Annotated in this window: 10 protein-coding genes; 6 read left to right on the forward strand and 4 right to left on the reverse strand. The window is 70.0% G+C overall.

All coding sequences use genetic code 11. From position 1 onward, the window contains the following. Positions 1-106 precede the first annotated feature (106 nt). The gene (locus F4553_RS09045) at positions 107-3,328 is read right to left on the reverse strand and encodes a GH92 family glycosyl hydrolase (RefSeq protein WP_184834424.1); all 3,222 of its coding nucleotides are present in this window, start codon (positions 3,326-3,328) and stop codon (positions 107-109) included. Between the two features lie 291 nt (positions 3,329-3,619). Continuing rightward, positions 3,620-6,439, reverse strand: coding sequence for a GH92 family glycosyl hydrolase (locus F4553_RS09050; protein WP_184834426.1), 2,820 nt, complete (start codon positions 6,437-6,439; stop codon positions 3,620-3,622). A 141-nt stretch (positions 6,440-6,580) separates the two neighbouring features. Here F4553_RS09050 and F4553_RS09055 point away from each other — a divergent pair, with 141 nt between their 5' ends. Next, positions 6,581-7,486: a hypothetical protein gene (locus F4553_RS09055; RefSeq protein WP_184834428.1), complete on the forward strand. Its 906-nt coding sequence runs from the start codon at positions 6,581-6,583 to the stop codon at positions 7,484-7,486. Between the two features lie 93 nt (positions 7,487-7,579). Next, complete coding sequence (locus tag F4553_RS09060; RefSeq protein WP_184834430.1) at positions 7,580-8,170, forward strand: HAD family hydrolase; 591 nt, start codon at positions 7,580-7,582, stop codon at positions 8,168-8,170. An 11-nt stretch (positions 8,171-8,181) separates the two neighbouring features. On the opposite strand, the gene F4553_RS09065 is transcribed toward F4553_RS09060, so the two are convergent. After that, a complete protein-coding gene (locus tag F4553_RS09065; RefSeq protein WP_246466255.1) occupies positions 8,182-9,654 on the reverse strand; it encodes an alpha/beta fold hydrolase in 1,473 nt (490 codons plus the stop codon). Between the two features lie 80 nt (positions 9,655-9,734). Then, on the reverse strand, positions 9,735-9,866 hold the full coding sequence (locus F4553_RS41775) for a hypothetical protein (RefSeq protein ID WP_281394997.1): 132 nt from the start codon (positions 9,864-9,866) through the stop codon (positions 9,735-9,737). Positions 9,867-10,056: 190 nt separating this feature from the next. Between F4553_RS41775 and F4553_RS09070 the strand changes: the two genes are divergently transcribed. The 4 genes from F4553_RS09070 (at position 10,057) to F4553_RS09085 (ending at position 11,901) form a co-directional block, all read left to right on the forward strand. Beyond that, the gene (locus F4553_RS09070) at positions 10,057-10,755 is read left to right on the forward strand and encodes an NUDIX hydrolase (protein ID WP_312875143.1); all 699 of its coding nucleotides are present in this window, start codon (positions 10,057-10,059) and stop codon (positions 10,753-10,755) included. 93 nt (positions 10,756-10,848) lie between these two features. Next, positions 10,849-11,058 (forward strand): hypothetical protein, encoded by a 210-nt coding sequence (locus F4553_RS09075; protein ID WP_184834432.1) that lies wholly within the window; start codon positions 10,849-10,851, stop codon positions 11,056-11,058. Positions 11,059-11,128: 70 nt separating this feature from the next. Continuing rightward, entirely contained in the window at positions 11,129-11,497 is a 369-nt protein-coding gene (locus F4553_RS09080; RefSeq protein WP_184834435.1) for a hypothetical protein, read from the forward strand. Positions 11,498-11,550: 53 nt separating this feature from the next. After that, positions 11,551-11,901 (forward strand): iron chaperone, encoded by a 351-nt coding sequence (locus F4553_RS09085; RefSeq protein WP_184834437.1) that lies wholly within the window; start codon positions 11,551-11,553, stop codon positions 11,899-11,901. The last annotated feature ends 2 nt before the right edge of the window (positions 11,902-11,903 follow it).

Raw genomic sequence — 11,903 nt, forward strand, 5'->3', positions numbered from 1 at the left:
CACATATGGGTAAACCTGCGGCGTAGCCGTAACGGTGCCATGGGGTCCGGCGCCGTCAGCTCGTAGGCTGACGACGCCGGACCTCAACGCCCCTTCACAGGCGGTCTCAGCCGAAGACCCGCAGCTCGTAGATACGAGCCGCCGCATCGGTCGTCTGGGTCGGCGTGTTGATCGTCAGCCGCACGTAGCGGCCGGAGACGGCGACGGTGTGGCTGGTGTTGGCCGCGGTGTTGGCGGTGACGCTCGCCGCCGGCGACCAGGTGGTCCCGTCGTTGGAGACCTCGATGGTGTAGGCCCTGGTGTTGTAGGCGGCCTGCTCACCGCCCGCTTCCGCGTGCGCGACCTCGAAGCGGACGATGTTGCGCGTCGAGCCGAGGTCGACCCGCAGCCAGGCACCGGCGGCACCGGAGCAGAACTTGTCCGAGTTGCCGCCGCTGACGCTGCCGTTGACCGCCTTCTCCGGCCCCTCCGTCGTGCCGCAGGGGGCGCTGCTGGTGGTGGGCTGGTTGAGGGCGAGGTTGGACGGTGCCGTGCCGGATCCGTAGACCTCGAACTCGTAGATGCGGGTGGCGGTGTCGGTGGTCTGGGTGGCGGTGGTGGTGTTGAGGCGGACGTACCGGGCACCCGTCGTGGCGATGCTGTGCGCCGTGGCGCCGACCTCGTTGTTCGTCACGGTCACCGGGGTGGTCCAGGTGCTCCCGTCGGTGGAGAGCTGGATGTTGAAGGCCCTGGTGTTGAAGGTCGCGCCCTCGTTGCCCGACCCGGCGTGCTTCACCACGAAGCGGTTGACCTGCTGCGTGGAGCCGAGGTCCACCTGCAGCCAGCCCGGTGCGGCGAGCGAGCAGAACTTGTCGGGGTTGCCGCCGGCGACGCTGCCGTTGACCGCCTTCGCCGGGCCCTCGTCGGCGGCGCACGCCGCCGAGCCGGTGGCCGGCTTGTTCAGCGCCAGGTTGACCGGTGCCGCGGGCGGGGTGGTGTGGTTGGACGACGGCGGGGTGTCGCCCGCACCGGTCCCCCAGGACCCGGCGGTGCCGGTCACGGTGTAGTTCAGGGTGGCGCCCTTGGCGATCTCCGCCTGCGACAGCCAGGTCTTGGTGAACCCGGTGCCGTTCAGCGTCGCGGTGCCGATGTAGCGGTTGGCGTCGCTCACTCCCGGCGCGGCGATGTTGAGCGTGCCGCCCTGCTGGGTGCCGTAGGCGCCGATCGTGACCTTCGCGGTCGGGAACTGCGGTGTGGTGACGCCGTAGAAGTTGGCGCCGTTCATCAGCGGGTAGAGGCCCAGCGACGAGAAGACGTACCAGGCCGACATCGTCCCGAGGTCGTCGTTGCCCGTGACGCCGTTGGGCCCGTTGGTGAACAGGGTGTACGCCGCCCGCAGCACCGTCGCCGTCTTGGCGGGCTGCCCGGTCCACAGGTACGTGTAGGGCGCCAGCAGGTCCGGCTCGTTGTTCGGGTTGTAGGTGGTGAAGCTGTAGTAGTCGTATGCGCCGTTGACCCACTTGTCCCGGGCGGTGCCCGACGGGTTGGTCAGCAGGTCGCTGTAGGCGAAGAACTGGTCCAGCCGGGTGTTCGCCGCCGCCTTGCCCCCGAGCAGGCTCACCAGCCCGTCCGGGTCCTGCGGCACGAGCCACTGGTACTGGTAGGCCCCGGCCTCGTGGAACTTGTGCCCGCCGTCGGTCGGCGCGTAGGGGGCGGCCCAGGTGCCGTTGGCGTTGCGGGGCCGGAAGAACCCGATCGACGGGTCGAAGATGTTGCGGTAGTTCTGCCCGCGCGCGTTGAGCAGGTCCGCGTCGGCGGTGTAGCCCAGCGCCCGCGCCATGATCGCCAGTGCCGAGTCGGCCGCCGCGTACTCCAGGGTCGCCGACGCCGGGTACTGGCAGTCGTTGTCGAACGACGCGGTCGGGGTGCAGGTCACCCCGGTCGGGAGGTAGCCGATCGTCGTGTAGTACGGGTTGCCGTTGCGGGCGTTGAGACCGGTGGCGGCGGGCGGCGTACCCAGCGCGTTCTTGCGCAGCGCGGTGTAGAACTGCTGCTCGTAGCCGTTGAGCAGCCCGCGGGCCCACAGGTCGACCAGGAACGGGGTGACCGGGTCGCCGGTCATCGTGTTGGTCTCGGTGTTCATCATCGACCAGCGGGGTAGCCAGCCGAGCTCCCGGTCGACGGCGAGCAGCGACAACGCCGAGTCCCGGGCCACCTGGGGCTCCAGCAGCGCGACGAGCTGGTTCTGCGCTCGATAGGTGTCCCAGAGTGAGAAGGTCTGGTAGGGCGTGTAGCCCGACGCCGTCCGGACCACGTTGTCGAAGCCCCGGTAGGAGCCGTCCACGTCGCCGGCGAGGTTGGGGTGCAGCAGCGAGTGGTAGAGCGAGGTGTAGAAGGCGACCTGGCGGTCGGCGGTGCCGCCGTCGACCTCGGCCTTGTGCAGCTTCGCGTTCCAGGTGTCGCGGGCGGCGTTGCGGACGGTGTCGAAGTTGAACCCCGCCGCGCTCGTCTCGGACGTGAGGTTGTTGCGCGCCCCGGCGAGCCCGGTGTAGGAAAGGCCCAGCTTCACGGTGACGACGCGGTCGGTGCTGGTGTCGAATCGTACCCAGCCGCCGGTCGCGCCGGTGCCGCTCGACGTCCGGCTGCCGCCGGTGAAGGTGCCCCCGGACCAGGTGCCGAAGGAGGCGAACGCGCGGCTGAACTTCGCCGAGAAGTAGACGGTGTGCGCGGGCGAGGTGTTGCAGAAGCCGCTGGAGGTCACCGACCCTTCGACGGTGTCGCTGTTGACGATGGAGATCGACGAGGAGACGGCATTGCCGTTGTCGCCCTTGACCTCGGCGGTGTTGAACAGGATGTTCGCCTGGGTGCTGGCCGGGAAGGTGTGGCGCTGCCAACCGGTCCGCAGGGTCGCGGTCAGCTCGGTGGTGACGCCGTTGGGCATCGCGACCCGGTAGAACCCGGCGCTCGCCTGCTCCTGCGCGTGGTTGAGCGCCTGGCCGTAGGAGTTGGGGTCGCTGGAGTTGACCGCGCCGATCGTCGGCATCAGCGGGATGTCGGTGCCGGAGGCGCAGCCGACCCCGGAGAGGTGGGTCTGGGAGAAGCCCCAGATCTTCGGCCGGTCGTAGTTGTAGCCGGTGCCGTGACCGGTGTCGGGGCTGACCTGCACCATGCCGAAGGGCAGGGCCGCGCCCGGGAAGGTGTTGCCTTCCTTCTGGGTGCCGATCAGAGGGTTGACCAATGTGGTCAGGTCGGCCGGGACGGCGGCCTGGGCGGGTGATCCGGGTACGCCGACGACCACCATGGACGCGGTGACGGCGAAACCCAGCACCACCCGCAATGACCTGGACATTCGTGCTCCCACGGCAACTCCTTCGCTCAGAAGACAACGTTGTCATGTTTCGCTGAAGTTTCGAGTCCATCGATGCACTTGTCAAGTCCAGTCCCGCGGTAGCCCCTGTCACGTTTTGCAGCAAGCGCTGGCACGAGGAGTGAAGGAGCGCAGCGACTGAGCCCCGCAGGACGTGCCAGAAACGCCGTGGCCTCGCTTCGCGATTTGGCCACGCTTTGCTGCAAAACGTGACGGCAGACGTGACGCCGGGCGCTCCCATCAGCGAGAGCGCCCGGCGTCAGAGGGTGCGCGTCAGGCGTACACCTCGACCTCGTAGATCCGAGCGGCACCACCGGTGCCCTGCTCGGCGGTGATCACGTTGAGCCGCACGTAGCGCGTGCTCGCCGTGAGCGTGTGCGTCGTGACGCTCGCGGTGTTGCCGCGGGCCTGGACCACCGTGGTCCAGTTCGTCCCGTCGGTGGAGACCTGCAGGTCGAAGTCGCGGGTGTTCCAGCTCGTCGACTCACCGCCCGCACCGGCGTGCCGGACGGTGACCGTCTTGATCGCCGTCGTGGCGCCGAGGTCGACCCGCCACCACTTGCTCGCGCCGGTGGAGCACCACTTGTCGCTGGTGCCGCCGTTGACCGTGCCGTTGACCGCCTTCGCCGACGACTCGTTGGTGTTGCAGTTGGAGTCCGAGGTCGTCGGCTTGTTGAGCGCGAGGTTCGTGGCGGCGGGCGCGCCGTTGAACGACGGCGGCGCGTCGGCTGCCGCCGAGCCCCAGCCGGTGTTCGCCGTCGTGCCGAGCGTGAAGTCGACGGTGCCGCCGCCGGTGACGAAGGACTCCGGCAGCCAGGCCTTGGTGCTGGTGGCGCCGTTGACCTTCAGGCTCTGCACATAGGGCGAGTTCGTCGCCGCGCCGACGCCGTTGATGGTGAGGTTCTGGCCGCTGGACCGGTGGACCACCGCCGAGGTGAACAGCGGGCTGCCCAGCAGCAGCTCGGCCCGGCCCGGGGTGAGCGGGTAGACACCGAGCGCCGCCCAGACGTACCAGGCCGACATGGCGCCCAGGTCGTCCTGGCCGGGGATGCCGCCGGTCCCCGAGTTCCACAGCGTGTTGACGACCTGCCGGACCGTCTGCTGCGTCTTGTACGGCTGCCCGGCGAAGTTGTAGAGCCACGGCACGCCGATCGACGGTTCGTTGGCGAGGTCGGACTTCGTGCCGCCCCCGCCGGACAGGGACCAGGAGCCGTCGGAGTTGTGGAAGAACGAGTCCAACCGGCTCACCGCCGACGCGTTGCCGCCCATCGCGTCGAAGAGCCCGCGCGCGTTGAACGGGATCATCCACGTGTACTGCGCGGAGCTGCCCTCGGCGAAGCCGCTGTCGCCGGCCGGGTCACCGGCGGGCCAGGAGCCGTCGGAGTTGCGGTCCTGGATGTAGAGGCGGGTCGGGTGGAAAACGTTGCGCCAATTCTGCGCCCGCTGCAGGAACGTGCTCGCCGCACCGGTGTTGCCCAGGCGCTGCGCGAGCTGCGACAGGGCGAAGTCGGCCGACACGTCCTCCAGGGTCTCCCCCGCACCGCCCCAGGCGTTGCCGTTGGTCGGCACATACCCCTTCGACAGGTACTGATCGAGAGAGGGGCGTTCGCCGACGACCATCACGTTCCAGCCGTTGCGGCTCAGGTCGTCGGCGGTGACCGTCGTCGCGGCATTGAGCATCGAGGTCAGCGCCGCCGAGGAGTTGAAAGCGGTGCCGCCGAATGCGTAGATGCTCGGCAGCGCGGCGTGGGCCGGGTCGCCGGTCATCACGTGGGTGCCGCCCTGGTTGTGTGTCCAGCGGTCCCAGACGCCGTTGTTCTGGTTGGCCTGGTTGAGCAGCGACTGCGCGATGTCCGACCCGATGTCCGGACGCAGCAGCGTGACGAGCTGCAGCTGGCTGCGGTAGACGTCCCAGCCGGAGAAGTTGGCGTACTGCGCGGACTGGCCCGACGAGACCTGGTGCACCGCCTGGTCCATGCCCGTGTACTGCCCGTTGACGTCGCTGAAGACGTTGGGGTGCAGCAGCGAGTGGTAGAGCGCGGTGTAGAAGGTGGTGTTCTGCGCCGCGGTGCCGCCGCTGATCTCGATCCGGTTCAGCGCCGCGTTCCAGGCGTCCTTGGCCCGGGTACGCATCGTGTCGAAGCTCGTTCCCGCCGGGTTCTCGGAGGTCAGGTTGGCCTGGGCGTTGGCCGCGCTGACATAGGAGATGCCGACCCGGGCGGTGACGGTCGTGCCGCCGCTGGTGTCGAAGGTGACGTACCCGCCCGACCCCTGGCCGCGGACCGGCCAGCCGTCGGTGCCGTAGGTCGTGCCGCCGCTCGACGAGGTGCTGCCGCCGGTGACCGTACCGTTCTTCCAGGTGCCGGTGCTCGTGAACGCCTTGTCGAAGACCGCGTGGAAGTAGAGCGTGTAGTAGCTGCGGCGGCCGATCTGGTTGATGTAGCCGCAGAAGTTGCCGCTCGTCACCGAGCCGCTGATGGTGCGGTTGGCCGCGTCGATCGTGGTCGTCGCCGCGCTGCTGCCGACCTCCGAGTTGGAGGTGCGCACCAGCATCGTCGCCGCCTGGCCGGTCGGGTAGGTGAACCGGCCCGAGCCCGTCCGGGTCGAGGCGGTGAGCTCGACGTTGACCCCGGAGGCGAGGCCGACGCGGTAGTAGCCCGCCGTTGCGGTCTCGTTGGCGTGGGAGAAGTTGCTGGCGTAGGTCGCGTCCGTCGTGTCCGAGGTCGGCGAGGAGGTGACGGTGCCGGGGATCGGCAGGAAGGGCACGTCGCCGGAGGCGCCGGCGCAGCCCGTACCCGACAGGTGGGTGAGGCTGAAGCCTCTGATCCTGGCCGCGTCATAGGCGTAACCACCCGGCTCGGGCGTGCGGGCCTGGTCCCCGCGGGTGTTCTCCGGGCTCCACGCGACCATGCCGAAGGGGGCGACGGCACCCGGGAAGGTCTCGCCGCTGTTGCTGGAGCCGATCAGGGTGTTGACGGTCGAGGCGGGGTCCGGCACGGCCGCGGCGGCCGGGTCGGCCGCGACGAGCCCGGTCGTGAGGACGAGCAGGAGGCCGAGGGCGGCGGGCAGGCCGCGGGCCGATGGTCGGGACATGGGCATTCACCAACTTCGTGTGATGGGAGTGGCATCGCGCCCGACGCTATTTACGCTATTTACCGGTGTAAATGATTGAAATTTCGATCGGCGCCCTATCCCTTGCCTAGGAGTAGGATGCGCCGCGCGAGGAGGCGCACCATGGCCCACCCACTGAGCTCCGATTCCGATGCCGAGTTCACCGTCACCCTCGGCCTCGGCCCCTTTCACGACGCGCTGCGCGAGGCGATCAGGCGACGCGGCCTGCCGCTGGACCGCCTGCGGGACCGGCTCGCCCGCCGCGGCATCCAGGTCGCCCTCTCCAGCCTCAGCGGCTGGCAGAACGGACGCAGCGTGCCGACCGGCAGCCGGTCGGTCCGCGCCGTCGCCGCGCTGGAGGAGATCCTCGCGCTCCCCCAGGCGTCGCTCAGCACGCTGCTCGCGACCCCGCCCTCCGCACTGGACGAGCACCGCGGACCGCTCGGCGAGCTCCTCGACAGCGTCCCCGGCTCCCGCAGCCGCGACCTCGACGTGCTCAGCCACGACCAGACGCTGATGATCGGCGCGTCCCGGCACTCCGAGGGGCTGCGGTCGCGCTCGATCGTGCGGGCCCGCCGCGACGGCGTCGACCGCTACGTCGCGCGCTCCTTCGGCGAGCCCGGCCAGCGGCCCGACGAGATGAGCCTGCCCCGGGCGCTGCGCAACTGCCGGCTCGGCCGCTTCCAGCAGCACCCCACCCACCCCGTCATGATCTTCGAGCTGCTCTTCACCCAGGTGCTCACGGCCGGTGCGACCTGGGTCTTCGAGTGGGAGACGGTCGCGGCGTCGGACGCCGAGTGCACGGACTTCGCCTACGCCTTCCGCAACCGGGTCGACGTCTGCGTCCTGGAGGTGCGCTTCGACCCGGCCGCCCTGCCCGCGGCGCCGCACGCCTATACCCGGCCCGGCCTCTACGGCGACCGCACGCGCGGTGGCGGGCTCGCGCTCAGCGACTACCACGCGCTGCACCTGTGCGTCTCGGACCAGGACTCCGGCGTCGCCGGCATCGGCTGGGAGTGGCCCCCCTAAACCCCCAAACAATCCGGGGGTACGCCGACCGCCACCCAGCTCGCCGCAACGCTTCACGAGTTGCTCCCACGGCGTTGCGGGTAGCCTGCCCAGGTGATCCTTTCGCTGCCTCCGGGCGAGTTCGGCGCCTACCTCTTCGACTGCGACGGCACCATCGCCGACTCGATGCCGCTGCACCACGTCGCCTGGACGCAGGCCCTGGGTGAGTGGGGCTGCGAGTTCCCCGAGGAGCTCTTCTACGCCTGGGGCGGCCGGACGGTCGCTGACATCATCGCCGACCTCAACGACCGGCAGGGGCTCACGATGCCGGTGGAGGCCGTCGCGCAGCGCCGGGAGGAGCTCTTCGTCCAGCTCCTGCCGCAGATCAACGCCGTACCGGGGGTGCTGGAGCAGATCGAGGACGCCCACGGGCGGATCCCCATCGCCGTCGTCTCCGGCAGCACCCGCGAATCCGTGACCGCCTCGCTCACCGCACTCGGGCTGCTGGACCGGTTCGACGTGCTGGTCTGTGCCGGGGAGTACGCCAGGCCCAAACCCGACCCAGCGGGCTTCCTCCTCGCGGCGCAGCTCCTCGGTGTCGCGCCGCAGTCGTGCCTGGTCTTCGAGGACACAGCGCTGGGCGTCCAGGCCGCGACGGCGGCGGGCATGGCGTCCGTGCTGATCCCGCCGCCCTGGGACCGCTGAAGCTAATCGCGTCAGCCGCGGGTCTCGGTCAGAACCCGGTCCATCAGGGCGACGAACTCGGCGGGCTTCTCGAACATCGAGCGGTGCCCCGCGTCCGGGAAGATCACCCGTTCCTTGTACGGGGCCTGGAGAGCGTCGAACCACGGCTGCATGAGCGCGAGCCGACCAGGCACGTCGTGCGCACCGTCGACGAAGTAGGACGGCACGTCCAGCCTGGTGACCATGGTCCGCAGGTCGATGTCGCGCTCCCGGGGGTAGAGCACGCCGAAGGTGTCGAGGAAGCCGCTGAAGACGTGCACCTTGTCCAGGAGCGAGTGCTCGGGTACCTCGAAGTTCTCGGCCTGCCCGCTGCCGGTGTCGATCGCTCCCGGGTAGGCGAAGGCTCCGCCCTCGTTGAGCAGCATCGGGGCGTACGAGTGGATGTCGCGGTAGGGCGGTGGTCCCAGTGCCGTGAGCTGGTCGGCGAGCGCAGTGTCGCCCTTGGCGCGCGCCCAGGCGAGCGTGTCGGCGTACTGGGACCTGTCGCTCGCGGTCAGGTCGACGGCCTGCGCGGCGCTGACGTAGGCGTGGAAGAGCTCGGGGTGGCGCTGGACGGCGAAGACGCCGGGCAGGGTGCTGCCCGACTGCGCGAGCAGGTAGATCTTGTCCTTGCCGAAGCGTTTCCGCAGGTAGTCGGTGAGCGTGAGGATGCTGGCCGTCTCGTCGTCGAGCGTCAGGGTGCCGGTCGGGTCGAGGCCGCCGTAGGATTTCCCGCCGCCGCGCCGGTCGGCCGTGGCCACGACGAAGTGCTGCTCCAGCCCGGACAGGTGCAGCCGCATCGCACCGAGCTCCGAGCCGCCCGGCGGACCGGCCATGAAGAGCAGCACCGGCGCGTCGGGGTGGACCCCGCGGATCATCAGGCCCAGCTTGCCGACCATGGTCAGCTCCGCGATGCCGCCGGGGATCGCGGCGGTCCCCGCCGGGACAGCGACCCCGACCGCGACCAGTGCGGTCGCGGCGGCGAGCACTCCGACCGTGCCCCGGCCGAGGTAGCGCCGTAACCTGCGGCCCCGGACGGGCTCTCCCCGGCGCGCCAGACCCGCGCCGTAGGCTGCGCCGACCAGCAGCGGGAGCAGGGCGAGCAGCCCGTGGACGCCGCGACCGACGAGCAGCGCGAGGATGCCGAGCGGGTCGAGGTGCGGGAAGTCGACGGTCGGACCGGCATAGCCGACGCGGACCAGCTCGACCGCCGCGGCGAAGGCCACTGGAGCCAGCAGCATGGACCAGCGGGACCTGGTGAGCCGGCCGGCGCCGAGGCCCACGACGAGGCTGACGCCGATCGAGGCGAGCGCCTGTGCGGCGGTCACCGGCCCCCGCGGCGTCCATAGCCCGGCGATGACGCCCCAGACGACGGGGATCAGCAGTCCCCCGATGCGCAGGGTGGAGGCGCGTGGTGCCGATTCCCGGTGGTCCGGTTCCTGGTGGTCCGCTTCCCGCAGCGACATCGCGCAAGTCTATCGATACGACACCGGGCCGGGTCGGCACCGCACGCAGGCGGCGCACGACCCGGCACAGTGGACTGTCGCTATCCCCTGGAGCGCCCGTGGGCAGCGGGCAGGGCGCACGGGGCCGGGGTTTCGTCGTAGGCGTTGGTGCCGGACACGACGAGCGTCGCGGCGGCGATCAGGGCAAGCAGAAGGCGTCGATGGGTACGCATGGCCGATCCCTTCAAGGGATAGAGGATGCAACTGGAGAGTGGCGACTCCCTGGCCCCGAAACGTCGCGACGGACGGGATGCGGCTGGCCTGGCCTTCAGGGGGACGCCGTTCCTTAATGTCAGCTTGACATTAATAAGCTAAGCCCCCACGCACTTTAATGTCAAGCTGACATTAAAGTATGCTGGCACCGTGACCGACCGAGAGCATCTCTACCTGCGACTGACCGTCGATCTCGTGATCCTGACGGTGCGCGCGAACGACCTGCACGTCCTGCTGATCGAGCGCGACAACGAGCCGTTCCGCTTCCGCCCCGCACTACCAGGCGGGTTCCTGCGCGGCGGCGAGGACCTGCGCCAGGCCGCCGAACGCGAACTCGCCGAGGAGACCGGTCTACAGGGGACATCGCTGCATCTGGAGCAGCTGGCCGTCTACGACTCGCCGGACCGTGACCCGCGCGGACCGATCTTCAGCGTCGCCTACCTGGCCCTCGCACCCGACCTGCCCATCCCCACGGCGGGGTCGGACGCCCGCCAGGCGCAGTGGGCGCGGGTCGACGACGTCGCTGGAGAGCTCGCCTTCGACCATGACCGGATCCTCGCCGACGCGGTGGAGCGCGCCCGGACCCGGCTGGAGTTCACGACGCTGGCGACGGCCTTCTGCGGACCCTGCTTCACCATCGGCGACCTGCGCAACGTCTACGAGGTGGTCTGGGGCACGGAGTTGGACCCCCGCAATTTCAGCCGGAAGGTCCTCAGCACCGAGGGCTTCATCGAGCCGACGGGCGGCAAGCGGGTGCAGGAGGTCGGGCGGCCGGCGGCGCTCTACCACCGCGGGCCCGCGCTCACCCTGCACCCGCCGATCCTGCGCACGACCGCCGGCACGGAGTAGCCGACGGCGCCCGACATCGAGCAGTCCGTCAGTCCCTTGAGGCCGCACCCGCTGCCGCCGCAGGACTCGGTCGATCGACAAGGGCGAAACGACATGAACGAGCTCGTCAATGCCGTCACCGGTGTGGTCTGCAACCTGGTGATCATCATCGCCGTCCTGGGGGTGGGACCGTTCCTGCTGAAGGTCTTCCTGCCGTCCATCGGCGAACCGCTGTGGCGCGCGTACCTGCAGGCGGTGGTGTGGGCACTGAAGGCGCCGTTCCGCCTCGTGGCCTACCTCGTCCGGCTGGCGCGCAAGGGCTAGGAGGCATGCTATTTGAACACGTTCAACTCTGCGGTAGGGTGAGCTCAACCCCGACCCCGAGGAGAGCACCATGCGCGGCATCAGCTGGTTCGTCGCATGGTGCCTGGTGGGTACGGCGTACGCGCTGGCGGCGGCCGGTGCGCTCACCATCGGGATCTTCGTCCTGCCGGTGGCGATCGCCGCGACTGTCGCCCTGGCACTGGTCCGCCGCTCGTGGATCGGGCTGCCCGGGCTGATCGCCGGGCCGGCCGTGCTGCTGGGGTACCTCGCCTACCTCAACCGCGGCGGTCCCGGCGACGTCTGCGTGTCCGACGCGGTCAGCCGGTCCTGCACCGAGCAGTACAGCCCGTGGCCGTTCGCGGTCATCGGCTCGGCCCTCGCGATCGGTTCGCTCGCCCTTTTCGCCCTGGTCGGCCGGAAGCCTCGCGACGCGCGGTGACTCCCGCGCCGTTCGGCCGCCCGCCAGACGCTTCATCACCTACCGTGCCAGGTATGGCAACAGTCCTGGACGACTATCTCGACAGCCTCGACGAGCCCGCGCGGGCCGCATTCGAGCACGTCCGCAGGCTCGCTACCGCCTTGGCTCCCGACGCCGAGCAGGGTGTCAGCTACGGCATGGCGGCGCTGCGGTACCGGGGCAAGCCGCTGCTGGGGTTCCGGGCGGCCAAGGAGCACCTGAGCATCTTCCCGTTCAGCCCGGCCGCCATCGACGCGGTGCGTGAGCGGCTGACCGGTTACGAACTGTCCAAGGGCACGGTGCGGTTCACCGCCGCCACACCGCTGCCCGACGACGTCGTACTCGACATCGTCCGCCACCGCATGGGCGAGATCACCGCGCCCTGACA

Origin of the sequence: Allocatelliglobosispora scoriae (assembly GCF_014204945.1) — a bacterium.
In the GTDB taxonomy this organism is placed as follows: domain Bacteria; phylum Actinomycetota; class Actinomycetes; order Mycobacteriales; family Micromonosporaceae; genus Allocatelliglobosispora; species Allocatelliglobosispora scoriae.